We start from the raw sequence: 26,013 nt of genomic DNA, 5'->3' as shown, positions 1-26,013 counted from the left end.
GCGGGGTGTTTGCACGGCGTTCCGGGGAGAAGAATTTCATGACGGTGGGAGTCGTACTCCTCGAGCCCAGTGTGCAGCCGGGCTCGGCGCGCTCGTGGGTGGCCGACCAGCCCCGGCTCACCGTGGTGCCTGCCGGCGCGTTCGGCGAGACCGTCGGCTGGGTGCGCTCGGCCGAGCTCGACCACGTCGTCGTCGCCTCCCGCGCGGCCGTGGCCGACGAGGCCCGTCTCCTCGGCACGGTGCTCGCCGGTGCCCTTCCGGACCTCGCGGTGGCCGTCCGGTCCGCCGACACCACCTCGGTGGCCCTCGCCACCGCGGCCGCCGTCGCCCTCGAGGGAGCCGAGGGCCCGGTCCGCACCCTGGAGATCCTCACCCATCTCCTCGAGCACTCCGCCTCGGGGGTCTGGCTGTCCTCGGTGACCCGGCTCGAGCACCCGAAGCCGACCTTCACCCAGCACCTGCGCTCCATCGTCAGCCGCGGGTACGTGGCCTGGCTGAGCCCCGAGGCGGTCGTGCGGCGCGACGGCACCGGCGTCCCGGAGGACGTCGACGTGCTCACCGGCTGCGCCGAGGGGGAGGCACCCCTGGACGCGCTGCGGGCGCTGGTGCCCGGCGACCGCGTGCACCCGGTGCCGGCCGTCGCGGACGTGCGCGCCGTCTACGGCTCCCCGGGCGCCGAGTTCGTCACCCTCGCCCGGCTGCCGACGGCCGGCCCGGACGTGGCGCAGTGCCCCGTGTGCCGCATCGTCCAGCCCGGCATCGTCTGCCCCTTCTGTCAGGTCCACCTTCGCGTCCCGGAGCGCACATGAACCCCCGCCAGCGCCGCGGCCTCGTCTTCATGGCCGTGTCGATCCTCATCGCCGTCGCCACCTTCTTCGTCGTGACCGGCTACGTCGCCAACATCAACAGCCAGGTGGGGTCGCGGGTCACCGTGTACCGCGCGACCACCCCGATCGAGCCCTACACCGCGTTGAGCACCGACAACCTCGAGGCCGTGGAGGTGCCCGAGCGCTGGGCCTCGGACTCCTCGGTCCTGCGGCTGGACGACCTCCTGGGCCGGCGGGTCGGCTTCCGGCTCAACGTCGGCACCACGGTGAGCTCGGACATGCTCATCCCGAGCTCGAGCCTGGAGAAGGACGAGCGCGAGATCGCGATCAACGTCGACGCCGTCACCGGCCTCGCGGGCCGGGTGCGGCCGGGGGACCGGGTCGACATCCTCGCGACCTTCTCCGACGTCCCCGGGCTGCCCAAGACCACCCGGATGCTCAGCCGGGACATCAGGGTGGTGTCGATCGCCGGCCAGCAGCAGGTCACCCAGCAGAGCGAGCAGGGCCTCACCGAACAGGACGTCATCCCGGTCACCCTCGCCCTCGTGCCCAAGGACGTCATGCGGGTGACCTACGCCGCCAACTTCGCCACCGAGGTCCGCCTCGTCGGGCTGCCCAGCGACGTCGGGACCGACCGCGGCAACGAGGTCGGGGAGTACGACGCCAGCGACCTCGGCGGCAAGGCCATCCCGGAAGGAGTCAACGGATGACCCGAGTCATCATCGGCATGGAGGGCGAGAACCTCGTCGCCGACCTGATGTCGATCCTCGACGAGATGGACGGCTACGACGTGCGCGCCGTCGCCAAGTCCCCCTCGGAGCTGCTCGACCTCCTCGGCCGTCTCGAGCCGGAGATCGTCTTCGTCCACGACAGCCTCGGTATCGAGCCGATCTCGCAGACCATCCGCGACATCATCGCCCGGCGGCCGTCGGCGGCCGTGCTCCAGGTGTCGCACTCGCGCACCAGCGACGTCGTCATCAAGGCGATGGAAGACGGCGCCCGGGGTGTGGTCGCCTACCCGTTCGCCTACGAGGACGTCTCCAACCGGGTGCTCGCGGCGACCGACTGGACCCAGCACATGGAGGCCGTGCTCGCCGGGGCCGCCATGGCCAACACCTCCCGGGGCACCGTGCTCGCCGTCGTCGGCGCCAAGGGAGGCGTGGGCACGACGACCATCGCGGCCCACATGGCCCACGACCACCTCGTGAAGAACCCCGGCGCCAAGGTGTGTCTCATCGACGTCGACATCGAGAAGGGCGACGTCGGCGCGATCTTCGAGGTGCGCCAGTCGGTCTCCATCGCCGACGTCGCCAAGGTCTCCGGCGACCTGTCGCCGACCGCCGTCAACGACGCCGTCATCCACCACGCCTCGGGGGTCAACCTCCTGCTCGCCCCGCTGGACGTGCGCGACGCCGACTTCGTCACCCCGGCGGCCCTGCGCTCGATCGTCGCGCTGCTGCGGCGCGAGTTCGACCTCGTGATCGCCGACGGCGGGGGGCACGTCTCGCCCGCGCAGGCCGCGATGATCGAGCTCGCCGGTGAGTGCCTCGTCGTGACGACCCCGGACGTGCTCTCGGTGCGCGCGATGCGCCGCCGGATGATCGCCTGGGAGTCCCTCGGGGTGCGCGAGGAGGCGGCCTTCAAGGTCCTCGTCAACAAGACCGACAGCTCGAGCCTCTTCCCCGCCAGTGCCGTCGAGAAGCTGACCACCGCCGAGGTCCTCGAGACGAAGATCCCGAGCTCGCCGCGGGTCCTCGAGGCCTCGATGAACGACCGCGACCCGCGCGCCGTCACCGAGGTCGCGTGGTGGCGCCTGATCGAGCAGGTCCGCGACGAGGTCGGCCTCGGGTCGAGCGAGGGCGGCAGCCGCGGCAGCAAGCCGGCGCGGCGACGCCGCGGCCGGGCCCGGGGCCGGGCGAGCACGTCCACACCGCAGGCGCCGGCCACCGCCGCCGAGCCGCCCTCCGCCGCCGAGCCGACTCCGACCGACCCGGGCCCGGCGCAGCCGGCCCCGGCGTCCACACCCCCGCCCCGGGTCGCCTCGGAGTCCGGGGCGGTCGCGATGGAGACCGCGGGCATCCTGCCCGCCACCGTCCTGCTCATCCTCATCGCCTGGCAGGTCGGCGTCACCGGCTTCTCCTTCCTCTACGCCGGGCACGCCTCGGCCGAGGCGGCCCGCGCCTACTCGGTGACCGGCAGCACGAGCGAGGCGGCCGAGGCCGCCCGCGAGGCCGTGCCCTCGGTGCTGCGCGACCGGCTGAGCGTCAGCGCACACGGCGACACGGTCTCGGTCACCGTCCCGATCCCCAAGGGCTCGGGTGAGGTCACCGGCCTGCCGACCGAGCTGACGAGCACCCGGACGGTGGTGAGCGAGCGATGAGGGCGCGGCGCCGGGAGCGAGGGGCTGCCGCCCTGGAGATGCTCGGGGTCGCCCCGCTCATCGTGTTCGCCGCGCTCGTGGCGCTGCAGTTCGGCGTGGCCGGGTGGACGGTCGTCTCGACGGCCGAGGCCGCCAAGAACGCCGCCCGCGCCGCCTCGCTCGGCCAGGACCCGCGGGCCGCGGCCGACGGCGCGCTGCCGGGCGCCATGGACGCCACCACCGTGGTGGGGGGCCGGACCGACGACGGGTACCGGTACTCGGTGACCGTCCCGGTGCCCACGGTGCTGCCCTTCTCCGTCGGGTCGGTGACCCGCACGGTCGACATGCCGGACATCCGATGAGCAAGTACGACTCCTTCACCGGGGGGACCTCCACCCCGGTCACCTCCCGCGAGGACGACAGCCTCGTCGCGACCTTCCGGCGGATGCTCCTCGAGGAGGTCGACCTCCACGAGCTGAGCAAGGTCGACGACAACCAGCGCCGCGCCCGCCTCGAGCGGGTCATCGCCCACCTGGTCTCCCGCGAGGGCGTCATCCTCTCCGCGAGCGAGCGCAACCAGCTCGTGCGCCGTGTCGTCGACGAGGCCGTGGGCCTCGGGGTGCTCGAGCCGATCCTCAACGACCCGACGATCAGCGAGATCATGATCAACGGGCACGACCAGATCTACGTCGAGCGCGACGGCCAGCTCGAGAGCTGGCCGGCCCCGTTCAGCGGCGTCGAGCAGCTCATGCAGACCATCGACCGGATCGTCTCCACGGTCAACCGTCGGGTCGACGAGTCCAGCCCGATGGTCGACGCCCGCCTGCCCGCGGACAGCCGCCTCCCCCGGGGGGCCCGCGTCAACGTCGTCCTGCCGCCGCTCAGCCTCAACGGGCCGACGGTGACCATCCGCCTCTTCCCCCAGGCGCTCTCGCTGAACCAGCTCATCGAGAAGGACGCCCTCGACCGGCGCACGGCGCTGCTGCTCAAGGCCTGCGTCGAGGCCCGGCTCAACGTCGTCGTCTCCGGTGGCACCGGGTCGGGCAAGACGACCCTGCTCAACGCGCTCTCCTCGTTCATCTCCCCGAGCGAGCGGATCATCACGGTCGAGGACGCCGCCGAGCTCAGCCTGGACCAGCCGCACACCATCCGCCTCGAGACCCGACCCGCCAACGTCGAGGGCCGGGGGCAGATCACCATCCGCGACCTCGTCCGCAACAGCCTGCGGATGCGCCCGGACCGGATCATCGTCGGGGAGTGCCGAGGCGGCGAGGCCCTCGACATGCTCCAGGCGATGAACACCGGCCACGAGGGGTCGCTGACGACGGTGCACGCCAACAGCCCCGACGACGCCCTCTCCCGGCTGGAGACCCTCGCCTCGATGAGCGACGTCGACGTGCCCTTCCACGCCCTGCGCGACCAGGTGAACTCCGCGATCGACGTCATCGTCCAGCTCAACCGGCTCAGCGGCGGCGTGCGTCGGGTGGTCGACGTCTCCTGGGTCGCGAGCCGACGCCAGGAGGACTTCTCCCTCGTGCCGCTCATGGAGTACGCCGTCGACCGCAGCGACCCCACGAGGCTCCGGGGCCACTTCGTCACCCACGACCTGCCGGCGCGCTTCCGGGACCGGCTGCTGGAGGGTGGCGTGGACGTCGCGGCGATCGAGGGAGACGGCTGATGACGGTCGGGCTCATCCTCGCCGGGGCCCTCGCCGCCGTGCTCTTCTTCGTCCTGGCGCTGCGGTCGTTCGTCGGGGTGGCCCGCGACCGTCGGGCCGCCGAGCAGGCGGCCGAGCTGCTGCACACCGAGGAGCAGTCCTCGCTCGTCGAGGTGTTCGACCAGCGTCTCGTGCGCACCCGCCTCGGGCGCTGGCTCGCCCATGAGCTCGACCTCGCCGGGCTCAAGCAGCGTCCGGTCGTCGTCCTCGTGAGCGGCGTCGTCGTCGGGATCGTCACGACCTACCTCCTGTGGCGCTTCGTCGCGCCGCTGCTCGGGGTCGCGGGCCTGGCCATCGGCGTCCTCGCCGTGCGCCGCTACCTCCAGCGGGCCCAGACCCGGCGCAAGGAGGCGTTCGTCGCCCAGCTGCCCGAGCTCGCCCGGGTGCTCGCCAACGCCAGCCACGCCGGTCTCTCGCTGCCCACCGCGCTCGCGGTGGCGGGGGACGAGCTCTCCGAGCCGGCCCGTAGCGAGCTCGCCCGGGTCGCCACCCGGCTCAACTTCGGCGCCCCCCTGGACACCGCCCTGCACGAGCTCTACGACCGGATCGGCTCGCGCGAGACCAACGTCCTGATGTCCACGCTCGTCGTCTCGGCCCGCAGCGGCGGGTCCCTCGTCACCGCGCTGCGGGACATCGCCGAGACCCTCGACCAGCGCAAGGAGACCCGGCGTGAGGTGGCGACGACGCTCTCGCAGGCGATCGCCTCCTCCAACCTCGTCATCGTCATGGGGTTCGCGATGCTGCTGCTCGTCAACGCGATCGAGCCGGGCACGGTGGACCGGATGACGAGGGAGCCCGTCGGCCAGGTCGCGCTCGTCCTCGGCGGCTCTCTCTTCGCCACCGGGTACATCGTCATCCGGCGGATGACCGGGTTCGACCGATGAGCTTCCTCGCCGGGCTCGTCCCCGGGCTGGTCGCCACGCTCGCCGTGGTCCTGATGCTGCGTGGCTACCACATGATGCGTACCGACCCCGACGTCGGTCTCGACGCCGACGAGGTCCTCTACCTCACCAAGTCGGCGCGCGAGCAGGCCAAGGGACAGAGCGCGATCATGGCGCTGGCCTACCGCCTCGTCCCGGGGCTGCGCGGCGCCCTCCCGACGCAGGCGGTGCGCTGGCTGCAGCACCAGGTCGACATGGCCGGGCGGCCCGCGGGCCTGGACGTCGACGCCGTCCTGGCGAAGTTCGTCGTGTGGTCGATGGCGGTCGGCCCGGTGTTCGTCGTCGGGCTGTTCACCGGCCGGCTGCTCTACGTCGCGCTGCCTCCGCTCATCGTCGTCATCCTCCCCCTCGCGCAGCTGTCCGGCATGGCCCGCCGGCGCCGGGAGGCCGTCGACCGCGACCTGCCGGACTTCCTCGACGTCCTCGCGGTCACGGTGAGCGCCGGGCTGGGGTTCCGCTCCGCCCTCGAGACCGTCTCGCGACAGTTCGGCGGGGCCATCTCGGAGGAGATCCAGACCGTCCTGCACCAGATCAGCAACGGGGCGAGTGTCCGGTCCGCCTTCACCGGGCTGCGCGACCGCACCCACTCCGAGGCGGTCAACGAGTTCGTCACCGCCTACCTGCAGGCCGAGGAGCTCGGGGCGCCGCTCGGCGACACCCTCAACCAGATCGCCGCGGACATGCGCCGGGCGGCCGCCCAGCGGCTGCGCCAGAAGGCGGCCAAGATCGAGCCACGGATCAGCCTGGTGATGACGATGGTGCTCATCCCGGGCGCGCTCGTCATCCTCGCCGGCGGGATGTACCTCGCCCTCGGGGCCGACACCTTCGGGGGGTTCCTCGGTGGATAGAGGTCACACCGGCGTCCCCCTCGCGCTGCGCTCGCTCACCCAGGTCACCCTCCTGATCCGGCTGCTCGCGCTCGCGACGGCCGCGGTCGCCAGCGTCGGGGGCGAGCTGACCATGGCCAGCCTCGTCGGCTACCTCATCCTCGGCGCCACGAGCTTCTTCGGCCTGATGAACACCGCGGTGCTCGACCTCGTCCGGCGCCACCCGATCGTCGCGATGGGGGACGCGCTGCTGCTCGCGGCCGGGGTCGCGCTCAACGGCGTGGAGAGCCCGCTGCTGCTCGGGGCGCTGACCACGGCCTTCCTCCTCGGGCTGTGGCTCGAGCGGCTGAGCGGGGGCATCGTCCTCGTGGCGGTCCTCGGCCTCTACCTCGCCGGCGTCCTCCTGCCGAGCGACGAGGAGCACGGGTTCGTCTCCACCGTGGCCATCCCCTTCGTCTACGTCACCCTCTGGCTGCTCGGGCTGACGGTGAGCCGGGCGTTGGCGGCCGAGCGCAGCGCGCAGGCCGCGCTGCGCGACGCGGTGGTGACCGCGGCGGCCACCGAGGAACGCACCAAGGTGGCCCGCGAGCTGCACGACTCGTTGGCCAAGTCCCTCCAGGGGCTGGCCCTGATGGCCACCGCGCTGCCGAGCCAGGTCCGCGACCAGCCCGACCGGGCGCTCGAGAGCGCGGCGACGATCCGGGAGATGGCCTCCTCCGCCGTGCACCAGGTGCGCGACGTCATGACCGACCTGCGGACCCCGACCTCGACCGAGGCCCTCGACGCCGCGGTCACCCAGGTGGCCCTCGGCTGGGCGGCGCGGACCGGGCGCGACCCGCAGCTGGCCCTCGAGCCGGTGGAGGGGGTCGAGGAGGCCACGCGCTACGAGCTGCTGGCCGTGCTCGAGGAGTGCCTCGAGAACGTCCACCGGCACGCCGGGCCGTGCGGTGTCCGGGTGGCCCTCACCGCCACCGACGGCAGGGTCGTCCTCGCCGTCGAGGACGACGGCGCCGGTGTCGACCCCGAGGCCCTGACCGCCGCGCAGCAGGCCGGGCACCACGGTGTGCTCGGCATGCAGGAGCGGCTCAGCCGGGTCGGCGGATGGTGCACCCTCGAGAGCGGCGCCGGCCGCGGCACCGTCGTCACGTCCTCGGTGCCCCTGCTCGACCGGGTGGAGCGGTGAGCGTCTCGGTCGTCGTCGTCGACGACAGCGACATCGTCCGGCGCGGCCTGCTGGCCCTGCTCGAGACCGACCCCGAGCTCGAGGTCGTAGGCCAGGCCGCCGACGGGGACGAGGGCCTCGAGGTCGTCCGGCGCACCTCGCCGGACGTCACCCTGCTCGACGTGCGGATGCCGGGCCGCGACGGGCTCTCCGTCGTCGGCGAGATGGCCGAGCACACGACGGTCCTCATGCTCACCTTCACCGACGACCACGCGAGCATCCAGCGGGCGCTCGCCGACGGCGCCCTGGGCTACCTCGTGCACGGGACCTTCGACGCCGACTCCCTGGCGCACATGGTCCGTGCAGCCGCCCAGGGCACCGGGACCCTCTCCGGCCCCGCCCTCGCCGCCCTGCGCAGCGGCCCGTCCGTGCCGACGCCCGCGCCCGGCGACCACGACGCGCTCGGGCTGAGCCCGCGGCAGGCCGAGGTCATGGACCTCATCGCCCAGGGCCGCAGCAACGGCGACATCGCCCGCGAGCTGTTCCTGGCCGAGAAGACCGTGAAGAACCACATCAACCAGATCTTCGCCGCCCTCGGCGTCGAGACGCGGGCGCAGGCCATCGTCTTGTGGATGGGACGGCCCTGAGGCCCGCAGCGGGCACGCGGATCTTGGGCCCGGCGTTGGGCCCCAGGACCCTGGGGTGCCCGGTGACCCCCACCTAACGTTGTCGATGTCAGCACGGGCCACGCAGGCCGACCGCACCGACCAAGGGGAAGACATGACGCACAAGCTCGCCGCTCGTTTCACCGCCGCCGCCAGCACGGCCCGCTCCGAGAAGGGCGCCACCGGCCTCGAGTACGCCGGCATGATCGCCGTCGCGGCGCTCGTCGTCGGCCTCGTCTGGACCGCCATCCAGGGCGCCGACGTCGGCGGCAAGATCTCCTCCGCCATCAGCGACCTGTTCTCCCCCGGCTGAGCCGGACCGAGAACCACGTAGTGGGAGTTGGGCGCTCGCCCGGCTCCCACTACGCTGTCGCCAGGGAGGTACACGATGCACCACATCGTCGCCCGATCGGGGAGCACGGGGCGGGGAGCACGTCGGGACGAGCGCGGGCAGGTCGCCATGTGGCTGGTCGTCGTCGTCGCGTTCGCGCTCGTGGGTCTGGGGACCACCGCCTACGCGCGGCTGGCCAAGGCCACCGACGAGGTCAGCCGGATCCAGACCGCCGCGGACGCCGCGGCGCTGGCCGGGGCGCAGGCCATCGTCCGGGACGCCCCCAACGCCATCCGTGAGGCCGTGCTGAGCGGCAGCGGCGTGCCCTGTGGTCTGGGGCGGGAGGCCGCGCAGGACTTCGCCGCGCGCAACGACGCCACCCTCACGCGCTACTGCTACTACCCCGAGAGCGACCGGGTCGAGGTGACGACCAGGTCGAACGCCGTCACCGAGTCCGGCTCCCGGGAGGAGCGCTCGGCCGTCGCCGAGCTAGGTATCACGCTCGGGCCGTGCGTGCTGCCCGAGGCACCGCCGGAGCCGAGCTGGAGCCCGCCGCCGTCGTCGTCACCGACCCCCTCGGGGACCGAGAGCCCGACGCCGACACCGACGCCGACCCCCGACGACGTCGTCGGCGAGGGGCACTGCGGTGACATCGGCTTCCAGGTCACCTTCCCCGGCGCCGGCGGCGGTCCGGTGTTCGGGTGGGGGGAGCTGCACATCACCGCCGACCCGACCCTCAAGGACTGACCTCCCGCCAGCCCCCGAGGGACCGCTGCGTCCGCGGTGCTCCGGGGAACGACCCGGTCAGGGCCGGGTGACCTCGACGCTGACCGGCTTCTTGAAGCCCTCCTGGCGGACCTGGACCCGGCTGAGGTCGGCCGGCAGCGGCGGGTAGAGGGCCGTGCGCGGCTGGGGGTCGCCGTTGACGTACGCCGCGTCGGTGCACAGACACCGGGTCTTGCCGTCGTAGTCGACGTAGGTGAGCGGGGCGTAGACCTTCTTGGACCTGCGGTCCACGAGCGTGGGCCAGCTGGCCCACCCGAGGTTCCCGCGGCGCACGAGCAGCTTGTCCGGGCCCGTGTACCAGAACGTCAGCCGGGTGTCGCCCTCGCCGGCGAGGACCTCGGCGACCCGCAGGGTGGCCGGGCCGGTGTCCAGGGTGCCCTTGGTCGAGCCCTGGACCGCCGGGAGCCGGGCATCGAGCACGGTCGAACTGAGGTCCCTGGGGGTGAACGAAGGGCTGGGCGTCGAGGACTCGCTCGACGTGGTGGCCGCCGACCCGGTCTCGCTCGAGGGGCTGGGCTGCGGGTCGTCCCCGCTGCACCCGCCGAGGGCGACGGCGGCCAGACCGGCCACCAGGGTGACGGCGGCCAGCCGGCGGCGGGGGGTGGGAGTGGTCATCTCAGGAGCCTCCACTGAAGGTGATGCTCACCCGGCGGTTCTTGGCCTGGCCCGACGGGGTCTGGTTGTCCGCGATGGGCTCGCTCTCGCCCTTGCCGACGGTGGTCAGGTGGTACCCGGAGCCGAGCTGCTTGCGCAGCACTGTCGCGACCGCCTCCGCGCGCCGCTTGGACAGCTCGAGGTTGTAGCTCGCCGAGGCGTCGGAGTCGGTGTGCCCGGTGACCGTGAGGTCCTTCCCGGCGCCGGCGGCCTTGATCTGCTGGGCGGCCGCGCGGACGGTGGCGGTCGCCTTCGACGTCAGGCGCGCGGAGTCCTTGGCGAAGAGCACGTCGGCGGCGAGGTCGACCTGGCCGGCGGAGGTGGTCACGGACTCCTCGAGGTTGGAGACCCTCGCGGTGACGCGGTAGCTCGCCGGCTTCTGCGGCTGGGCCTCGGCGAGCAGGTCGGCGTCGACCTCGGGCCACCCCGTCCCGAGGATGACCGGGTCCTGCTGGTCCTCGGCGAGTGGCTCGAGCAGGCCCTCCTCGACCGGGACGTGCGGGATGACCTGCTCGGCGACGACGACGTCGACGGACGTCACGTCGTCCGGCAGCGGTGCGGTGGCCGACCACAGCACGGACGCCTGACCCGGCTCCAGGTCGAAGACCGCGGTGTTGGACGAGCAGATGCACGAGGTGAACTTGTCGTCCGGCACCAGCGGCCGGTACACCTTCGCCCCGGCCGGGTCGACCAGCGCGACGTCCCCCTGCAGGGGCCCGACGTCCCGGCCGAAGAACGAGGTCGTACTCGGGCCGAGGTAGGCACCCCCCTCGGCCGCGGCTCCCTCGGGCAGCGCCATCGACCAGTAGACGACCGTGGCGTCCTCGACGCGGGCCACCCGGTGGACGGTGATGACCGCGGGGGCCCCGCCCGAGGCGGTGCCCAGGGTCAGGGCCTGCCCCTGGACGGGGACCTCGAGGTCACCCGGTGACGCGGCTCCGGCGGCCGGGACGCTCAGCGCGACCAGCGTCGCGCTCGCGGCCAGGCCCGCCAGCGACGTGAACCTCATGCGAATCTCCCCGAAACCGTTGGAGGCCTTCCGGCCTCGCGACGTGCCCCCGACCGCGAGAACCCGGGTGCGGGTCGCTCGGGCCGCGGTGCGGCGTGAGCGCCTACGCTACCGAAGCATGACGGCGGTCGGTAACCGCAGGGCCGGGGGACCTCTCAGCGCGATGGTGGTCCTCGGGGTTCTCGTTCTGCCCGTGGTCTGGCTGCCGCAGTTCCTCTTCTCCCCCGACGTGCTCGACGACGCCTACCTCATCGGCCGATGGTCGCTGCTCGCGGGCGCGCTGGCCCTCGTGGCGCTCGTCGTGGAGCGGCTGCGGGGTGCACCGCCCTGGGCGGCCACCGCCCTGCTCGCCCTCGCCTGGGCGGGCGTCGTCCTCGGCAAGCTGCTCGGAACCGGCGAGTCCCCGTACCGCTGGCTGCTCTACGCGGCCACGGTGCTCGCGCTCGCCGGGTGTGCCGTGCCGGCGGCGCGTCCGGGGGCCGTCCGCGTCGCCGTGGGTCTCGTGGTCCTCACCGGCATCGGCCTGCTCACCCTGGCCTGAGCCGCGCCTGCAGGGTCCCGCACCGGGCCCGCCCCCAACGGGCCCGGGGATGGGCCCTGAGGCCCTCCCCACCCGGTCGGCCCCTCCCTAGCCTCGAGCCATGAGCAGACCGCTGCGGGGCCACGACCGCCCCGGCGCCGCCGGAGGGGGCCGCGCCGGGGAACGTGGCGCCACCGGGCTCGAGTACGGCGGGATGGTCGCGGTGGCCGCGGTCGTCGTCGGCCTGGTGTGGTTCGGCATCGTCCACGGCAACCTGGCCCAGCACACGACGAGCGCGGTCTGCCGGATCTTCATGCAGGAGGGGTGCGACGACACCGCCGCCAACGTCCAGGACGCGCTCGAGCGGGCGCTGGCCGGCGACTACGTGGCCCTCGGCGACTCCTTCGCCTCCGGCGAGGGGGCGGGGGACTACCACGACGGCACCGACTACGACAAGCGCGACGACTACTGGCCCGGCAACTGGGGAGACGACTCGCACAACCGGTGCCACCGCTCCTCCTCGGCCTACGCAGAGCAGACGTACAACGACCCCGACTTCGACTTCGGCGGCAGCTTCACCCCGGTCTACTGCTCCGGTGCCGAGACGGTCGACCTGGACAACCCGAACCACAGCAACGACGACGAGGCCCCCCAGCTGGACGCCCTCTCCGAGGACACCTCCCTGGTGACCATGTCGATCGGCGGCAACGACCTGGGCTTCAGCGACGTCCTCACCGACTGCGTCCTCAACGGCGAGCGGGGCGTCCCGGGCATCGCCACCTGCCAGGAGACGTGGGACACCACGCTCGACGATCGGATCGAGGACCTGCGCCCGAAGCTCGTCGAGCTCTACGGGCGCATCCGCGACCAGGCGCCCAACGCGCGGGTCGTCATCATGGGCTACCCCCGGCTGTTCAACGACCCGCCGAGCGAGGAGCTGAACAACATGCTCTTCGCCGAGGACCAGGTCTGGATGAACGGCAAGGCCGACGCCCTGAACGCGATGCTGCGGGACGCCGCCCGCGAGGCCGGGGTCGAGTTCATCGACCCCACCTCCGCCTTCCTCGGGCACGGGGTGGGCGCCCCGGACGGAGAACAGTGGATCAACGACCTCGACTGGGGCGGGCCGGGCCTGTCGGTCACCGACCCGGGCTCCTTCCACCCCAACGCCCAGGGGCACGCCGCGATGGCGGCGCTGCTCGCCGAGCAGCTGCGACACCCGAGGTACCCATGAGACGACGTCGAGGGCCGTGCCTGGCTACCGTGGTCGGCATGCGAGCGAGGGTGGGGATGGGTGCGGGCCTGGTCCTCGCCGCGATGGGAGTGATGGCCGTGACCGGATGCGGCAGCGAGCAGAACCCGCAGGCCGCGACCTCCGCGGCCTCCGCGGCCTCCGCGGCGGGCTCGTCCTCGCCGGCGGCGTCCGACGCCGCTCTCGAGGACCGCGCCACGGCGATGCTCCTGCCCGAGGGCTCGCTCGGCGACGGGTGGCGGCTCAGCGACCCCCCGCAGCCCGGGTTCCGGATGACCATCTGCGGCGTCGACATCGAGCCCGAGCAGCCGCGCGGGGTGGCCCTGCGCCGCTTCGCCCAGAGCGGGCTGGGACCGTTCGTCGTCCAGTACGTCGAGGTGCATCGCGACGGCCTGGCCGACGAGGTCGTCTCGGCACTGCGCGAGGCGCTGCCCGGGTGCACGCGGTTCTCGAGCACCGGTGAGGCCGCCGACAGTCCCGAGGAGTCGTTCGTCGTCGACGAGGTGCGCACCGAGGACGTGCCGGAGGACACCGTCGTCGTGCGGATGACCTCCCAGGGTGAGCACCAGGTCACCCAGGACATCGCGTTCGTGGCCCGCGGGGAGTTCCTCGTCGGCCTGGTCTCGTTCGTCGGGGGGCGGCCACCGGACCCGGGCGTGATCGAGACCGCGCTCGCCCACGTTCCGGCGGCCTCCTGAGCGACGGGCCGCCCCGCGACGGCGCGAGCGGCACCCGCCCACAGGCGGGTGCCGCTCGTCGGGACAGCGGTGCCGGTGAGGAGCTCAGCGCTCCTCGTCGCCGGTGATGAAGGCCTCGAGCCGCGCGCGGCCGACCTCGTCCGGGCGCTGCTCCGGCGGGGACTTCATCAGGTAGGACGACGCCGACAGCAGCGCGCCGCCGATGCCGCGGTCCTTGGCGATCTTCGCGGCCCGGATCGCGTCGATGATGATGCCGGCGGAGTTCGGGGAGTCCCACACCTCGAGCTTGTACTCGAGGTTGAGCGGGACCTCACCGAACGCGCGGCCCTCGAGGCGCACGTAGGCCCACTTGCGGTCGTCGAGCCAGGCGACGTAGTCCGACGGGCCGATGTGGACGTTGCGGTCCTCGGTCTTGCCCGCGAGCTCGCCGGTGAGGTTGCTCGTGACGGCCTGGGTCTTGGAGATCTTCTTGGACTCCAGTCGCTCGCGCTCGAGCATGTTCTTGAAGTCCATGTTGCCGCCGACGTTGAGCTGGTAGGTGCGGTCCAGGCGCACGCCGCGGTCCTCGAAGAGCTTGGCCATGACCCGGTGGGTGATGGTCGCGCCCACCTGCGACTTGATGTCGTCGCCGATGATCGGCACGCCGGCGGCCTCGAACTTCGCGGCCCACTCCGGGTCGGAGGCGATGAACACCGGCAGCGCGTTGACGAAGGCGACGCCGGCGTCGATGGCGCACTGGGCGTAGAACTTGTCGGCCTGCTCGGACCCGACCGGCAGGTAGGACACGAGGACGTCGGCCTCGGCCTCGCGCAGCGCGGCGACGACGTCGACCGGCTCGGCCGGGGACTCGTCGACGGTCTGCGCGTAGTACTTGCCGAGCCCGTCGAGGGTGTGCCCCCGCTGGACGGTGACCCCGGTCGTCGGGACGTCGGAGATCTTGATCGTGTTGTTCTCCGAGGCGAACACCGCCTCGGCGAGGTCCTTGCCGACCTTCTTGTCGTCGACGTCGAAGGCGGCGACGAACTCGACGTCCCGGACGTGGTAGTCGCCGAAGACGACGTGCATCAGGCCGGGGACGCTCGAGGACGGGTCGGCGTCCCGGTAGTAGTGGACGCCCTGGACGAGCGAGGACGCGCAGTTGCCGACGCCGACGACGGCGACGCGGATGGAACCCATGGGCTTGTTCTCCTGGGGTCGGGGATGGACGGGGACGGTGGGCACTGCGGTGCGCGGCGGGCCGCGCACCGGCGCCGGCTACGGCTGGGGGCCGGGGTCGGTGGGGTGACGACGCTCGGCGTCGATGAGCTCGGTGAGCCAGCGCACCTCGCGCTCGGTGGTCTCCTCGCCGTGCCGCTGGAGGGCGGCGGTGTAGGAGTCCAGCCGCTCGCGGTGTCGGGCGGAGCGCTCGCGCACCCGCTCGAGGTCCTCCTCGAGGCGCGAGCGCCGGCCCTCGAGGATGCGCAGGCGCACCTCCCGCTCGGTGCGGGCGAAGAAGGCGAACCGGACGTCGAACCCGTCGTCGTCGTACGCGGAGGCGTCCGCTCGTGCGACGAGGTCGGCGAAGTGCTCCTTGCCGGAGGCGGTCAGCTCGTAGACCACCCGCGGCCGCTTGCCCGAGCCCACGCCGTCGGTGGACTCGGCGATCAGGCCGCGGCCGAGCAGCGACTTCAGGGCCGGGTAGAGCGTCCCGTAGGACAGCGCCCGGAACGGGCCGAGCGCGGTGTTGAGCCGGCGCCGCAGGTCGTAGCCGTGGGTCGGGCCCTCGTGGAGCAGGCCGAGGACGGCGAACTCCAGGAGCTGGGCGCGTCGCGAGACCATGCGCGGCTCCGATCCGGTCGGGGGTGTCCGAGCACGACGGGCTCGGACCTGGGCACCCACGACCGTAACACAGATATATCGCAGAGATATATCGAGGGAGAGGCGGCGGGTTCCCGACCCGCCGGGCGGCCCGACGGGCCGGGTTGGGGGATTCCCAGCCAGCGCGGTCATACTGACCGATGGACGCGGCCGCCGGCGCCGCGTCGTCCCCTGCCCCCGTCCCCGGAAGTCCATGAGCCCACGACAGCCCCGTTCCCGCGCCGAGGCCACGCGCCGATCGGCCCGCTCGCGCACGTCCACCACGTCCCGTCGCCGGGTCTGGCTCAAGCGGGGCCTGTGGGGGGTGCTCGGCGTGTTCGTCCTCGGGGTCGCCGGGGTCGCCCTCGCCTACGCACTGACCGACATCCCCAAGCCGAACGAGATGGTCACCGCCCAGGCGAGCATCGTCTACTACTCCGACGGCAAGACCGAGATGGCCCGGCTCTCCGACGAGGGCGGCAACCGGGAGTCGGTGCCGCTCAGCGAGATCTCGCCGAACATGCAGCACGCGATCCTCGCCGCCGAGGACCGCGACTTCTACCAGAACAGCGGCATCAGCCCGACCGGCATCGCCCGCGCCGTGTGGGTGGCCGTCAAGGGCGGCAAGGCGACCCAGGGCGGCTCGACGATCACCCAGCAGTACGTGAAGAACTACTTCCTCACCCAGGACCGCACGCTGAGCCGCAAGGCCAAGGAGATCCTCATCTCCTTGAAGATCGACAAGCAGCAGTCCAAGGACCAGATCCTCGAGAACTACCTCAACACCATCTACTACGGCCGCGGGGCCTACGGCATCGAGACCGCCTCGGAGAGCTACTTCGGCAAGCACGCCAAGGACCTGGGGCCGGCCCAGGCCGCGTTGCTGGCCGCCGTGGTCCGGGGTCCCTCGCTCTACGACCCCACCCTCGGGGACGAGCAGCGCACCAACGCCGAGCAGCGATCGGACTACATCCTCGACGCCATGGTCGACCAGGGGTGGCTGACCTCGCAGGAGCGGCAGAAGGCCACCTTCCCCAAGGTGAAGAAGTACCGGCCCAAGCAGCTCGGTGGGACCTCCGGGTACGCGGTCGACGTCATCAAGCGCGAGCTGGTCGACACCTACAAGCTCAGCGAGTCCGACATCCAGCGTGGCGGGCTCAAGGTCGTCTCGACGATCGACAAGGACCGCCAGCAGGACGCGGTCGACGCCGTCGACGCCGAGTCGCCGCAGGAGAAGGACGTGCACGAGGGGCTGGTCTCCATCGTGCCCGGTGACGGCGCGGTCGTGGCCCTCTACGGGGGCAAGGACTACGCCGAGCGCCAGTTCAACAACGCGACACAGGCCACGATGCAGGCCGGGTCCACGTTCAAGATCTTCACCCTCATCGCGGCGCTGCAGTCGGGCGAGGTGAGCACCGCCTCGACCTTCAACGGCGCCAGCCCGCAGTACTTCGACGAGTTCTCGAGCACGGGTGAGGCCGACTACGCGACCGGCGACGGGCGGGTGAAGAACTACAACGACGAGCAGTTCGGCCAGATCAACCTGCTGACCGCCACCGGCCACTCGGTCAACACCGTCTTCGCCCAGCTCAACATCCTCGCCGGGGCGGAGAACACGATGAAGGCCGCCCAGACGGCCGGCGTGCGCTCCGAGCTGACGCCGAACATGGCCAACGTCCTCGGCACCGACTCGGTCGACGTCATGGAGATGGCCAACGCCTACGCCACGATCGCGGCCGAGGGCGTGCGGGCGGAGCCCTACCTCGTCAAGAAGGTGACCTTCCCCAACAGCTCGGCACCGGTGATCAAGGCCGAGCCCAAGACCAAGCAGGTCTTCGACAAGGACCTCATGGACGACGTCATCGAGGCGATGCAGCAGCCGCTCCTCGGGGGCACCGCGGCCTACGCCGGTGAGTACCTCGGACGCCCCGCGGCGGGGAAGACCGGCACCTCGGAGTCGCTGCGCTCGGCGTGGTTCGACGGCTACGTCCCCCAGCTGGCCACGGCGGTCGGGCTCTACCGCTCGGACAAGAAGGGCAACCAGCTGGCCATGCAGGACCTGCCGACGTCGGGGAACATCACCGGCGGCACCTACCCGGTGCGGATCTGGACGGCCTACATGCGCGCGGCGCTCGAGGGCACCGACATCGAGCAGTTCCCGGCGCCGGCGCACATCAACGAGGACGCCTCGCCGCCGGCGCCCGAGGCTCCGAGCACGACCTCGGCCCCCTCGAGCACGACGTCGGCCCCGCCGAGCACGACGTCGGCGCCGCCGAGCAGCTCGTCGGCCCCGCCGAGCACGACGTCGGCGCCGCCGAGCAGCTCGTCCGCCCCACCGAGCACGACGTCAGCGCCGAGCACGACGGCGAGCTCGCCGAGCCCGACGCTGGAGTCGCCGTCGGTGTCGTCGTCCGCGGGCGACGGCGGCTGACGCACCGGGCACCGTGTCCGCGTCGAGCGACCAGCGAGCGACCCGGCACCGCCTGCTGACGGACCGGCTGCTGGGGCCGTTCGGGGGCCCCCGTGGGCGTTACGCCCCCGCGGCGGCCCGCGGGGTGGCCGGGCTGGCACCGGTGGTCCTGCTCCTCGGGCTGCCGCTCGTCCTCGCCGCGCTGCGCCAGGCCGCCTGCGCGAGCAACGGCTGGCAGGGCAGGGCGCCGGTGTGGCGCCAGTGCGCCTCGCCGCTGATGACCTCGTTCGTCGAGGACCACGCCGGGCTCGGCGTCGGCGGATGGCTCGCCGGCCGGACCGACGTGCAGCTGCCCGTCGTCCCCGGTGCCATGACGGCGCTGCTCGGCTCGCTCGCCCCGGGATCGGGTCTGGCCCAGCAGCGCTGGGTGCTCGTCCTGTGGGCCGTCGTGGCGGCCGCGCTGCTCGCCGGGCTCGTCGTGGCCGTCGGGACGGCGCTCGGACATCCCCGGGCGGACCCGGTCATGCTGGCGCTCTCCCCGGTGGTCGCGCTGGGCGTCCTGCTCTCGGTCGAGCTCGTCCCGCTCGCGCTCGCCGTCTTCGCCGTGTGGGCCTGGAGCCGGCGGCGGGTCACCCTCGCCGGCGTACTCGTCGCGCTCGCGCTCCTCGGCAGCCCGCTGGCGCTCGCCCCGCTGCTCGCGATGGCGCTCGTGCCGCCCGCCGGGCTGCGCTCGCCACGCCGCCGGCTGCTCGGCACGGCCAGGGTGTCCCTCGTGCTCGTCGTCGGGCCGGTCGCTGCGGTCGACCTCGGGCTGCTGCTGCGCCCCGTGCGCGCCTGGGCGCAGGCCGGAGCGGCGGCGGGCTCGCCCTGGTTCGTGCCGACCCTGGCAGGCCACCCGCTCGCGCCGCGCGACGTCGTCCTCCTCGCCGTGCTCGGCCTGCTGCTCGGCGCTGCGCTCGCGGTCCTGCTGGCTCGGCGTCGGCCGCGGCCCTGCGTGGCGCAGGTGGCCCTCGTCGCTCTCGTGCCGGTGCTGCTCACCGCGCCCGCCCTGCCGCCGGCGCGCGCGCTGTGGCTGGTCCCCTTCGTCGCGCTCGCCGGAGTCCCGTGGCGCGACCACCTCGTGTGGGCCGGCGCGGAGGTGGTCCACGCCGTCGCCCTCTTCGGCTGGCTGACGAGCGCGAGCGACCCCGCGCACGGTCTCCCCGCCGGCTGGTACGCGACGGCCCTGGCGCTGCGCCTGCTCGCCGTCGGCCGCCTCGCCTGGATCGCCTGGACCCTCGTCCCCACCCCCGCCCCCGCCCGTTCCTCAATCGACCAATAGGTCACGTCAGGTACGCCGCCCCGTTCCCCAATCGACCAATAGGTCACGTCAGGTACGTCAGGTGTCGTCGAAGTGACCTATTGGTCACATCAGGCACGCCGGCTTGTCGTCAACGTGACCTATTGGTCACGTCAGGCACGGTGGGGTGAGGTCACCGGAGGGGAGGCCGGCGGCGGATTGGGCCCGAACGGCACCGGCCCGGTACGCTGGGGCGGTTGCCCGACGGGCAGGCTGTGGACGACTCCGCGGCGCCCCGGGCCGCACCGCATACCCTCCTGTCACGGAGAGACCGTGACCGCTTGAGACCGAAGGAGGCGGGTGAGCGCATGCGTCAGTACGAACTCATGGTCATCCTCGACCCCGAGCTCGACGACCGGACCGTCCAGCCCTCGCTGGAGAAGTTCCTCAAGGTCGTGACCACCGACGGTGGCAGCATCGACACGGTCGACGTCTGGGGCCGGCGCCGGCTGGCCTACGAGATCAAGAAGAAGGCCGAGGGCATCTACGCCGTCGTCGGCTTCACGGCCGAGCCGGCCACGGCCAAGGAGCTCGACCGCCAGCTCGGGCTCAACGAGTCCGTCATGCGGACCAAGCTCCTGCGCCCCGGCGCCTGAGCCCTCCGTCACCAGCCCACGACCCCCGAAGGGACACCCGTCATGGCAGGCGACACCGTCATCACCATCATCGGCAACCTCACCGCCGACCCCGAGCTCCGCTTCACCCCCTCGGGTGCGGCGGTCGCCAACTTCACCGTCGCGTCCACGCCGCGCATGTTCGACCGGCAGGCCAACGAGTGGAAGGACGGCGAGACCCTCTTCATGCGCTGCTCCATCTGGAGGGATGCGGCCGAGAACGTCGCCGAGTCCCTCCACCGGGGCACCCGTGTCATCGTCTCGGGCCGGCTGAAGTCGCGCTCGTACGAGACCAAGGAGGGCGAGAAGCGCACCGTCATGGAGCTCGAGGTCGACGAGGTCGGCCCGTCGCTGCGGTACGCGTCCGCCAAGGTCACCAAGGCCGAGCGCGGCGGGTCCGGCGGAGGCTTCGGCGGCGGTGGCGGCGGCTTCACCCAGCAGAACGACCCGTGGGCCACCGGTGGCTCCGCCCCCCAGCAGGGTGGCGGCGGCCAGGGCGGCTACGGCGGCGGCCAGCAGGCGCCGCAGCAGCCCCAGGGTGGCCAGCAGGGCGGCTGGGGCCAGGCGCCGAGCTACGACGAACCCCCCTTCTGAGCGGCGGCGGGCACCCGCCCGCCGACGCCCGACACACCAGACCGACACCATCCCCGGGTGACCGGGGCTCATCCGCCGGCGTCGCCGGCAGAAGGAGAGCACCACGATGGCCAAGCCCGCCATTCGCAAGCCGAAGAAGAAGGCCAACCCGCTCAAGGCGGCGAAGGTCGAGAACATCGACTACAAGGACGTCGCGCTGCTGCGCAAGTTCATCTCCGACCGCGGCAAGATCCGCGCCCGCCGGGTCACCGGCGTCACGGTGCAGGAGCAGCGGCTCATCGCCAACGCGGTGAAGAACGCGCGCGAGATGGCGCTGCTGCCCTACTCCAGCTCGTCCCGCTGACCCGTCGCCGAAGGAGCTGAACACCGATGAAGGTCATCCTCACCCACGAGGTCTCCGGCCTCGGCACCGCCGGTGACGTCGTCGACGTCAAGGACGGCTACGCCCGCAACTTCCTCTTCAAGCGTGGCCTCGCGACCGCGTGGACCAAGGGCGGGCAGAAGCAGGTCGACGCGATCAGCAAGGCCCGCGAGACCCGCGCCGTGCGCTCCCTCGAGGAGGCGCAGTCGATCAAGGGCAACCTCGAGGCCTCCCCGGTCACGGTCACCGCGCACGCCGGCTCCGAGGGGCGGCTCTTCGGCGCCGTCTCCACCGCCGACATCGCCGCGGCGGTCCAGGCCGCCGGTGGGCCGCAGCTCGACCGCCGCCGGATCGAGGTGCCGACGCCGATCAAGAACGTCGGCTCGCACACGGCGCGCGTGCGCCTCCACCCCGAGGTGCAGGCCACGCTCGCGCTCGACGTCGTCGCCGGCTGACGCCTGCGCCCGACGAGGGCCCCGGACCCCGCGGTCCGGGGCCCTCGTGCGTGCGACGACGCCCCGGGCGCCGCCCGCTGCGCCCGACGGGTTCGCCCCCGCCGGCAGGGACCACGGCCCGCCGGGGTTGGCCAACACCGGGCCCGCACCGCTAGCGTCGGGCGGCGAACGAGTTCCCAGACCCCCGTCCCCGGAGGAGCAAGACCGTGTCCGTCACCGACCACCCCGAGCCCCGCGTGCCCGACGCGGAGGTGCCCCCCGAGCCGGGCCGCGACGCGCGGCGGATCACCGCGCCGCGGGTCTTCTGGCCCGCGCTGAGCATCATCGTCGGCTTCGTCGCCCTCGCCCTGCTGGCGCCGGGGTGGACCGGCAAGGTCTTCACCACGCTCAACGACACCGTCGTCGGCGACCTCGGGTGGTACTACATCCTCATCGTCAGCGGCTTCATCGCCTTCTCGCTGTGGGCAGCGCTGGGGCCGATGGGCCGGGTCGTCCTCGGCAAGGACGACGAGAAGCCGGACTTCTCGCTCACCGCGTGGTTCGCGATGCTCTTCGCGGCCGGCATGGGGATCGGCCTGGTCTTCTGGGGGGTCGCCGAGCCGCTGAGCCACTTCGCGTCGCCCCCGCCCGGGACCGGGCCCACGGATGCCGAGAAGGCGCGTGCGGCCACCGACGCCACCTACCTGCACTGGGGCCTGCACGCCTGGGGCATCTACGTCGTCGTCGGCCTGGCGATGGCCTACGCGATCCACCGCAAGGGCCGCCCGGTCTCCATCCGCTGGGCCCTCGAGCCGCTGCTCGGCGACCGGGTCAAGGGCGGCCTCGGTGACGCGATCGACGTCATCGCCGTCGTCGGCACCCTCTTCGGCGTCGCGACCTCGCTCGGCTTCGGCGTCATGCAGGTCGGCGCGGGCCTGGAGTTCCTCGGGGTCGTGGGGAAGGCAGGCACCGGGCTGCTCGTGCTGCTCATCATCGGCATCACCGCGATGGCGACGACGTCGGTGGTCACCGGCCTCGACAAGGGCATCAAGTTCCTCTCCAACCTCAACATGGGCGTCGCCGGGGCCCTGATGCTCCTCGTCCTCGTCCTCGGCCCGACCGTCTTCCTCCTCGGCGACTTCGTGTCCTCGGTCGGCAGCTACGTGTCCAACTTCTTCACCCTCTCCTTCCGCACCCTCTCCTTCCAGGGCGAGGACGGCACCTCCTGGCTCTCGGGCTGGACGACGTTCTACTGGGGATGGTGGATGAGCTGGGCCCCGTTCGTCGGGGTCTTCATCGCCCGGATCTCCAAGGGGCGCACCGTCCGTGAGTTCGTCACCGGCGTCCTCCTCGTGCCGACCGTCGTCACCTTCTTGTGGTTCGCGGTCTTCGGGGGCACCGGCATCCACCGGGAGATCTTCGGCGAGGGCGGGTTCATCGACGCCAAGGGCGGCGTCGACCAGGACAGCGCGCTCTTCCAGCTGCTCGAGGGGCTGCCGTGGTCGGGGCTGCTCAGCGTCGTCGCGATCCTGCTCGTCGTCGTCTTCTTCGTCACCTCCTCCGACTCCGGCTCGTTCGTCGTCGACATGCTCGCCAGCGGCGGTGACCCCGAGCCCCCGACGTGGAGCCGGGTGCTGTGGGCGCTGCTCGAGGGTGCCGTGGCCATCGCGCTGCTCACCGCGGGAGGGGGTGGGCTCACCGCACTGCAGACCGCGGCGATCCTGCTCGCGCTGCCGTTCAGCCTCGTGATGATCGGGATGGTCGTCTCGACCGCGCGGGTGCTGCTGCGCGAGCACGGCCGGATGGAGCGTGCCGAGCGGCGCCTGCTGGCCGACGAGATCGCCGGGCACATCGCGCGCACCCCCGACCTGCGCGAGCGCGTCGCGGCCGCGGCGGGCGACGACGGCACCGCAGGCGAGGCCGGCCGGCCGCCGGCGGCGCGCCCCGGCACCGGGGGGAGCGGCCCGGGTACCCCGTAGCGGCGAGCCCCGCCTGCGCGCCGCTGTCCGACCCGGGGCCTAGCGTGGGCGCCATGGCTGGGACGGCGGCGCGACGGGCGAAGGGGGCGGCGGCCTACCGCTGCTCCGAGTGCGGCTGGCAGACCGCCAAGTGGGTGGGCCGCTGCGGCGAGTGCCAGGCGTGGGCCACCGTGGCCGAGGTCGGTGCGGTCACCGCCCGCACGGTGGCCGTGACCACCCCGGAGCGGCCGGCGCTGCCGATCGGCGAGGTCGACGTCACGCACGCCGTGGCGCGCCCCACCGGGGTCGCCGAGTTCGACCGGGTGCTCGGCGGGGGGCTCGTGCCGGGCGCGGTCGTCCTCGTCGCCGGCGAGCCGGGCATCGGCAAGTCGACCCTGCTGCTCGACGTCGCCGGGCGGGCGGCGCGCTCCGGCGAGCACGGCGAGCGGCGCGTGCTCTACGTCAGCGGCGAGGAGTCGGCGGCGCAGGTCCGGGCCCGGGCGGAGCGGATCGAGGCGATGGCGCGCGGGCTCTACCTCGCGAGCGAGACCGACCTGGCCACGGTGCTCGGGCAGGTCGAGCAGGTGCGCCCCGAGCTGCTCGTCGTCGACTCGGTGCAGACCGTGAGCAGTGCCGAGGTCGAGGGCTCGGCCGGCAACGTCGGGCAGGTGCGCGAGGTGGCCGCCTCCCTCATCCAGGTCGCCAAGGCCCGAGGCATCGCCGTGCTGCTCGTCGGGCACGTGACCAAGGACGGCTCGATCGCCGGGCCCCGCGTCCTGGAGCACCTCGTCGACGTCGTCGTGCAGTTCGAGGGCGACCGGCACTCCCGGCTGCGCCTCGTGCGGGCCGTGAAGAACCGCTACGGCCCCACCGACGAGGTCGGCTGCTTCGACCTGTCCGACGTCGGCGTCGTCGGGCTCGCCGACCCCAGCGGGCTGTTCCTCTCCGGTCGTACCGCGGCGGTCGCGGGCACCTGCGTCACGGTGACCCTCGAGGGGCGCCGCCCGCTGGTCACCGAGGTCCAGGCGCTCGTCACCGCCTCCACGCTCGCGACCCCGCGGCGGGCGACGAGCGGGCTGGACACCGCCCGGGTCAACATGGTCCTCGCCGTGCTCGACAAGCGGGCCCGGGCGCCCATCGGCTCCAGCGACGCCTATCTCTCGACCGTCGGGGGGGTCCGGCTCACCGAGCCCGCCGCCGACCTCGCGATCACGCTCGCCCTGGCCGGCGCGATCACCGACCGCCCGCTGCCCACCGGCACCGTGGCCTTCGGTGAGGTCGGCCTGGCCGGCGAGGTGCGGCCGGTCACCGGTGCCCATCGCCGGCTGGCCGAGGCCGCGCGTCTCGGCTTCACCCGGGCGGTCGTGCCCTCGGGCGTCCTCGGCGGTGGTCCCGTGCCGGAGGGGCTTGCGGTGCTCGAGGTCGCGACGGTCGCCGAGGCCGTCGGGCGCGCGCTCCACGAGGCCCCGACGGGCTGAGGCGCGCGCTCCACGAGGCGCCGCGGCGCTGAGCGGCGGGTGTCGCTGCGAGCTCCCGCAGATCGAGACCTCGCCGTGACCGGCGCCCGGTTACGATGCATCCGGCGTGGCGCTCGATGCCCACGCCCTACGGGTCCGCTGTCGGGAAGGAGCACGCATGCCCGTCCCGCCGAGCGACGACGACCTGCTGCGCGCCACGCTCGCCGCCGTCGCCCCGGGTACCGAGCTGCGCGACGGGCTGGAGCGGATCCTGCGCGGTCGCACCGGCGCGCTCATCGTCCTCGGCCACGACCGGGTCATCGAGCAGATCGCCACCGGCGGCTTCCCCCTCGACATCGAGTTCTCGGCGACCCGGCTGCGCGAGCTGGCGAAGATGGACGGCGCCGTCGTCGTCGACCGTGACGTCACCCGCATCCTGCACGCCGCGACCCAGCTGCTCCCCGACGCCGGCATCGACACCAGCGAGTCCGGCACCCGGCACCGCACCGCCGAGCGGGTGGCCAAGCAGACCGGCTACCCCGTGGTCTCGGTGAGCCAGTCGATGCGGATCATCCAGCTGTACGTCGCCGGCCGCCGGGTCGTCCTCGAGGACTCCAGCGCCATCCTCTCCCGGGCCAACCAGGCACTGCAGACCCTCGAGCGGTACAAGGCGCGGCTCGACGAGGTCACCGGCACGCTCTCAGCCCTGGAGATCGAGGACCTCGTCACCGTCCGCGACGTCGCCAACGTCCTCCAGCGCCTCGAGATGGTCCGCCGGATCAAGGACGAGATCGCCGAGTACGTCGTCCAGCTCGGCACGGACGGCCGGCTGCTCAGCCTCCAGCTCGAGGAGCTGACCGGGGGTCTCTCGGACGACCTCGGCCTCGTCATCCGCGACTACCTCACCGAGGCCAAGGCGGGCTTCTCGCTCGAGGAGTCGGTGGCCAACCTCGTCGCGATGGACAACACCGAGCTGCTCGACCCGTCCGCGGGGGCCAAGGCCATGGGGTTCACCGTCGTCGGCGACGCGCTGGACTCCTCGGTCAGCCCGCTCGGGTACCGGCTGCTGTCCAAGGTGCCGCGGCTGCCGGGCGCCATCGTCGACCGGCTCGTCGGGCATTTCGGGTCGCTGCAGAAGCTGCTCGCGGCCAACATCGACGACCTCATGGACGTCGACGGGGTCGGTGAGGGCCGCGCCCGCCTCGTGCGCGAGGGCCTCTCCCGGCTGGCCGAGACGAGCATCCTCGAGCGCTACGTCTGAC

Annotated in this window: 27 protein-coding genes; 23 read left to right on the top strand and 4 right to left on the bottom strand. The window is 72.8% G+C overall.

The features are described from left to right. Positions 1-38 precede the first annotated feature (38 nt). The 11 genes from G8D98_RS07745 (at position 39) to G8D98_RS07695 (ending at position 9,576) form a co-directional block, all read left to right on the top strand. On the top strand, positions 39-809 hold the full coding sequence (locus tag G8D98_RS07745; protein WP_166101297.1) for a hypothetical protein: 771 nt from the start codon (positions 39-41) through the stop codon (positions 807-809). After that, positions 806-1,537 carry a Flp pilus assembly protein CpaB gene (gene cpaB, locus G8D98_RS07740; RefSeq protein WP_166101294.1) on the top strand — a complete coding sequence of 244 codons (732 nt, stop codon included), beginning with the start codon at positions 806-808 and terminating at the stop codon, positions 1,535-1,537. The genes G8D98_RS07745 and cpaB overlap by 4 nt, the downstream gene beginning before the upstream one ends. After that, the gene (locus G8D98_RS07735; RefSeq protein WP_166101293.1) at positions 1,534-3,207 is read left to right on the top strand and encodes a CpaE/TadZ family protein; all 1,674 of its coding nucleotides are present in this window, start codon (positions 1,534-1,536) and stop codon (positions 3,205-3,207) included. The genes cpaB and G8D98_RS07735 overlap by 4 nt, the downstream gene beginning before the upstream one ends. Continuing rightward, the gene (locus G8D98_RS07730) at positions 3,204-3,548 is read left to right on the top strand and encodes a pilus assembly protein TadE (RefSeq protein ID WP_166101290.1); all 345 of its coding nucleotides are present in this window, start codon (positions 3,204-3,206) and stop codon (positions 3,546-3,548) included. Before G8D98_RS07735 ends, G8D98_RS07730 begins: the two co-directional genes overlap by 4 nt. After that, positions 3,545-4,864, top strand: a complete 1,320-nt coding sequence (locus G8D98_RS07725) for a TadA family conjugal transfer-associated ATPase (protein ID WP_166101288.1) — start codon at positions 3,545-3,547, stop codon at positions 4,862-4,864. Before G8D98_RS07730 ends, G8D98_RS07725 begins: the two co-directional genes overlap by 4 nt. Then, the gene (locus tag G8D98_RS07720; RefSeq protein ID WP_166101285.1) at positions 4,864-5,787 is read left to right on the top strand and encodes a type II secretion system F family protein; all 924 of its coding nucleotides are present in this window, start codon (positions 4,864-4,866) and stop codon (positions 5,785-5,787) included. The genes G8D98_RS07725 and G8D98_RS07720 overlap by 1 nt, the downstream gene beginning before the upstream one ends. After that, complete coding sequence (locus G8D98_RS07715) at positions 5,784-6,692, top strand: type II secretion system F family protein (RefSeq protein WP_166101283.1); 909 nt, start codon at positions 5,784-5,786, stop codon at positions 6,690-6,692. Before G8D98_RS07720 ends, G8D98_RS07715 begins: the two co-directional genes overlap by 4 nt. Beyond that, positions 6,685-7,854, top strand: a complete 1,170-nt coding sequence (locus tag G8D98_RS07710) for a sensor histidine kinase (RefSeq protein ID WP_166101281.1) — start codon at positions 6,685-6,687, stop codon at positions 7,852-7,854. Before G8D98_RS07715 ends, G8D98_RS07710 begins: the two co-directional genes overlap by 8 nt. After that, positions 7,851-8,480 carry a response regulator gene (locus G8D98_RS07705; RefSeq protein ID WP_205859723.1) on the top strand — a complete coding sequence of 210 codons (630 nt, stop codon included), beginning with the start codon at positions 7,851-7,853 and terminating at the stop codon, positions 8,478-8,480. The genes G8D98_RS07710 and G8D98_RS07705 overlap by 4 nt, the downstream gene beginning before the upstream one ends. Before the next feature lie 133 nt (positions 8,481-8,613). Continuing rightward, positions 8,614-8,811: a hypothetical protein gene (locus G8D98_RS07700; protein WP_166101276.1), complete on the top strand. Its 198-nt coding sequence runs from the start codon at positions 8,614-8,616 to the stop codon at positions 8,809-8,811. Positions 8,812-8,886: 75 nt separating this feature from the next. Then, a complete protein-coding gene (locus G8D98_RS07695; RefSeq protein WP_166101273.1) occupies positions 8,887-9,576 on the top strand; it encodes a pilus assembly protein TadG-related protein in 690 nt (229 codons plus the stop codon). A 57-nt stretch (positions 9,577-9,633) separates the two neighbouring features. Here the strand turns inward: G8D98_RS07695 and G8D98_RS07690 are convergent, their stop codons facing one another. Further along, complete coding sequence (locus G8D98_RS07690; protein WP_166101271.1) at positions 9,634-10,230, bottom strand: hypothetical protein; 597 nt, start codon at positions 10,228-10,230, stop codon at positions 9,634-9,636. 1 nt (position 10,231) lies between these two features. Next, on the bottom strand, positions 10,232-11,278 hold the full coding sequence (locus G8D98_RS07685) for an OmpA family protein (RefSeq protein WP_166101268.1): 1,047 nt from the start codon (positions 11,276-11,278) through the stop codon (positions 10,232-10,234). Positions 11,279-11,396: 118 nt separating this feature from the next. Here G8D98_RS07685 and G8D98_RS07680 point away from each other — a divergent pair, with 118 nt between their 5' ends. The 3 genes from G8D98_RS07680 (at position 11,397) to G8D98_RS07670 (ending at position 13,748) form a co-directional block, all read left to right on the top strand. Beyond that, on the top strand, positions 11,397-11,819 hold the full coding sequence (locus tag G8D98_RS07680) for a hypothetical protein (RefSeq protein ID WP_166101266.1): 423 nt from the start codon (positions 11,397-11,399) through the stop codon (positions 11,817-11,819). Positions 11,820-11,919: 100 nt separating this feature from the next. Then, the gene (locus tag G8D98_RS07675) at positions 11,920-13,032 is read left to right on the top strand and encodes an SGNH/GDSL hydrolase family protein (protein ID WP_166101264.1); all 1,113 of its coding nucleotides are present in this window, start codon (positions 11,920-11,922) and stop codon (positions 13,030-13,032) included. A gap of 38 nt (positions 13,033-13,070) precedes the next feature. Then, positions 13,071-13,748, top strand: a complete 678-nt coding sequence (locus G8D98_RS07670) for a hypothetical protein (protein ID WP_166101262.1) — start codon at positions 13,071-13,073, stop codon at positions 13,746-13,748. Positions 13,749-13,832: 84 nt separating this feature from the next. Here G8D98_RS07670 and G8D98_RS07665 read toward each other — a convergent pair whose 3' ends face one another. Then, complete coding sequence (locus G8D98_RS07665; RefSeq protein ID WP_166101259.1) at positions 13,833-14,924, bottom strand: inositol-3-phosphate synthase; 1,092 nt, start codon at positions 14,922-14,924, stop codon at positions 13,833-13,835. Between the two features lie 78 nt (positions 14,925-15,002). Further along, on the bottom strand, positions 15,003-15,566 hold the full coding sequence (locus G8D98_RS07660) for a PadR family transcriptional regulator (RefSeq protein ID WP_166101255.1): 564 nt from the start codon (positions 15,564-15,566) through the stop codon (positions 15,003-15,005). A gap of 232 nt (positions 15,567-15,798) precedes the next feature. Here G8D98_RS07660 and G8D98_RS07655 point away from each other — a divergent pair, with 232 nt between their 5' ends. The 9 genes from G8D98_RS07655 (at position 15,799) to disA (ending at position 26,012) form a co-directional block, all read left to right on the top strand. Continuing rightward, complete coding sequence (locus G8D98_RS07655; protein WP_166101252.1) at positions 15,799-18,015, top strand: transglycosylase domain-containing protein; 2,217 nt, start codon at positions 15,799-15,801, stop codon at positions 18,013-18,015. Between the two features lie 13 nt (positions 18,016-18,028). Next, positions 18,029-19,315: a hypothetical protein gene (locus G8D98_RS07650; RefSeq protein WP_166101250.1), complete on the top strand. Its 1,287-nt coding sequence runs from the start codon at positions 18,029-18,031 to the stop codon at positions 19,313-19,315. A 326-nt stretch (positions 19,316-19,641) separates the two neighbouring features. After that, positions 19,642-19,929, top strand: coding sequence for a 30S ribosomal protein S6 (rpsF, locus tag G8D98_RS07645; RefSeq protein WP_166101247.1), 288 nt, complete (start codon positions 19,642-19,644; stop codon positions 19,927-19,929). A gap of 42 nt (positions 19,930-19,971) precedes the next feature. Further along, positions 19,972-20,541 carry a single-stranded DNA-binding protein gene (locus tag G8D98_RS07640; protein ID WP_166101246.1) on the top strand — a complete coding sequence of 190 codons (570 nt, stop codon included), beginning with the start codon at positions 19,972-19,974 and terminating at the stop codon, positions 20,539-20,541. A gap of 106 nt (positions 20,542-20,647) precedes the next feature. Continuing rightward, a complete protein-coding gene (gene rpsR, locus G8D98_RS07635; protein WP_166101244.1) occupies positions 20,648-20,884 on the top strand; it encodes a 30S ribosomal protein S18 in 237 nt (78 codons plus the stop codon). Positions 20,885-20,910: 26 nt separating this feature from the next. Then, positions 20,911-21,357: a 50S ribosomal protein L9 gene (gene rplI / locus G8D98_RS07630; RefSeq protein ID WP_166101241.1), complete on the top strand. Its 447-nt coding sequence runs from the start codon at positions 20,911-20,913 to the stop codon at positions 21,355-21,357. A gap of 206 nt (positions 21,358-21,563) precedes the next feature. Then, a complete protein-coding gene (locus G8D98_RS07625; protein ID WP_240920859.1) occupies positions 21,564-23,315 on the top strand; it encodes a BCCT family transporter in 1,752 nt (583 codons plus the stop codon). Positions 23,316-23,368: 53 nt separating this feature from the next. Beyond that, positions 23,369-24,772, top strand: a complete 1,404-nt coding sequence (gene radA, locus G8D98_RS07620) for a DNA repair protein RadA (RefSeq protein ID WP_166101239.1) — start codon at positions 23,369-23,371, stop codon at positions 24,770-24,772. Between the two features lie 157 nt (positions 24,773-24,929). Continuing rightward, positions 24,930-26,012: a DNA integrity scanning diadenylate cyclase DisA gene (gene disA, locus G8D98_RS07615; protein WP_166101236.1), complete on the top strand. Its 1,083-nt coding sequence runs from the start codon at positions 24,930-24,932 to the stop codon at positions 26,010-26,012. The last annotated feature ends 1 nt before the right edge of the window (position 26,013 follow it).

Source organism: Phycicoccus endophyticus (assembly GCF_011326735.1).
GTDB lineage: Bacteria > Actinomycetota > Actinomycetes > Actinomycetales > Dermatophilaceae > Phycicoccus > Phycicoccus endophyticus.
The sequence above is the reverse complement of the archived record's forward strand: the minus strand, read 5'-3'. Positions and strand labels throughout refer to the sequence as shown.

Excerpts from the sequence above, each read along its gene's own strand:
- radA (WP_166101239.1), top strand. The coding sequence starts at position 23,369 with ATGGCTGGGACGGCGGCGCGACGGGCGAAGGGGGCGGCGGCCTACCGC.
- G8D98_RS07670 (WP_166101262.1), top strand. The coding sequence starts at position 13,071 with ATGCGAGCGAGGGTGGGGATGGGTGCGGGCCTGGTCCTCGCCGCGATG.
- rplI (WP_166101241.1), top strand. The coding sequence starts at position 20,911 with ATGAAGGTCATCCTCACCCACGAGGTCTCCGGCCTCGGCACCGCCGGT.
- G8D98_RS07730 (WP_166101290.1), top strand. The coding sequence starts at position 3,204 with ATGAGGGCGCGGCGCCGGGAGCGAGGGGCTGCCGCCCTGGAGATGCTC.
- G8D98_RS07715 (WP_166101283.1), top strand. The coding sequence starts at position 5,784 with ATGAGCTTCCTCGCCGGGCTCGTCCCCGGGCTGGTCGCCACGCTCGCC.
- disA (WP_166101236.1), top strand. The coding sequence starts at position 24,930 with ATGCCCGTCCCGCCGAGCGACGACGACCTGCTGCGCGCCACGCTCGCC.
- G8D98_RS07640 (WP_166101246.1), top strand. The coding sequence starts at position 19,972 with ATGGCAGGCGACACCGTCATCACCATCATCGGCAACCTCACCGCCGAC.
- G8D98_RS07690 (WP_166101271.1), bottom strand. The coding sequence starts at position 10,230 with ATGACCACTCCCACCCCCCGCCGCCGGCTGGCCGCCGTCACCCTGGTG.
- rpsR (WP_166101244.1), top strand. The coding sequence starts at position 20,648 with ATGGCCAAGCCCGCCATTCGCAAGCCGAAGAAGAAGGCCAACCCGCTC.
- G8D98_RS07675 (WP_166101264.1), top strand. The coding sequence starts at position 11,920 with ATGAGCAGACCGCTGCGGGGCCACGACCGCCCCGGCGCCGCCGGAGGG.
- G8D98_RS07655 (WP_166101252.1), top strand. The coding sequence starts at position 15,799 with ATGAGCCCACGACAGCCCCGTTCCCGCGCCGAGGCCACGCGCCGATCG.
- rpsF (WP_166101247.1), top strand. The coding sequence starts at position 19,642 with ATGCGTCAGTACGAACTCATGGTCATCCTCGACCCCGAGCTCGACGAC.
- G8D98_RS07665 (WP_166101259.1), bottom strand. The coding sequence starts at position 14,924 with ATGGGTTCCATCCGCGTCGCCGTCGTCGGCGTCGGCAACTGCGCGTCC.
- G8D98_RS07685 (WP_166101268.1), bottom strand. The coding sequence starts at position 11,278 with ATGAGGTTCACGTCGCTGGCGGGCCTGGCCGCGAGCGCGACGCTGGTC.
- G8D98_RS07695 (WP_166101273.1), top strand. The coding sequence starts at position 8,887 with ATGCACCACATCGTCGCCCGATCGGGGAGCACGGGGCGGGGAGCACGT.
- G8D98_RS07660 (WP_166101255.1), bottom strand. The coding sequence starts at position 15,566 with ATGGTCTCGCGACGCGCCCAGCTCCTGGAGTTCGCCGTCCTCGGCCTG.
- G8D98_RS07735 (WP_166101293.1), top strand. The coding sequence starts at position 1,534 with ATGACCCGAGTCATCATCGGCATGGAGGGCGAGAACCTCGTCGCCGAC.
- G8D98_RS07700 (WP_166101276.1), top strand. The coding sequence starts at position 8,614 with ATGACGCACAAGCTCGCCGCTCGTTTCACCGCCGCCGCCAGCACGGCC.
- G8D98_RS07725 (WP_166101288.1), top strand. The coding sequence starts at position 3,545 with ATGAGCAAGTACGACTCCTTCACCGGGGGGACCTCCACCCCGGTCACC.
- cpaB (WP_166101294.1), top strand. The coding sequence starts at position 806 with ATGAACCCCCGCCAGCGCCGCGGCCTCGTCTTCATGGCCGTGTCGATC.
- G8D98_RS07720 (WP_166101285.1), top strand. The coding sequence starts at position 4,864 with ATGACGGTCGGGCTCATCCTCGCCGGGGCCCTCGCCGCCGTGCTCTTC.
- G8D98_RS07745 (WP_166101297.1), top strand. The coding sequence starts at position 39 with ATGACGGTGGGAGTCGTACTCCTCGAGCCCAGTGTGCAGCCGGGCTCG.
- G8D98_RS07680 (WP_166101266.1), top strand. The coding sequence starts at position 11,397 with ATGACGGCGGTCGGTAACCGCAGGGCCGGGGGACCTCTCAGCGCGATG.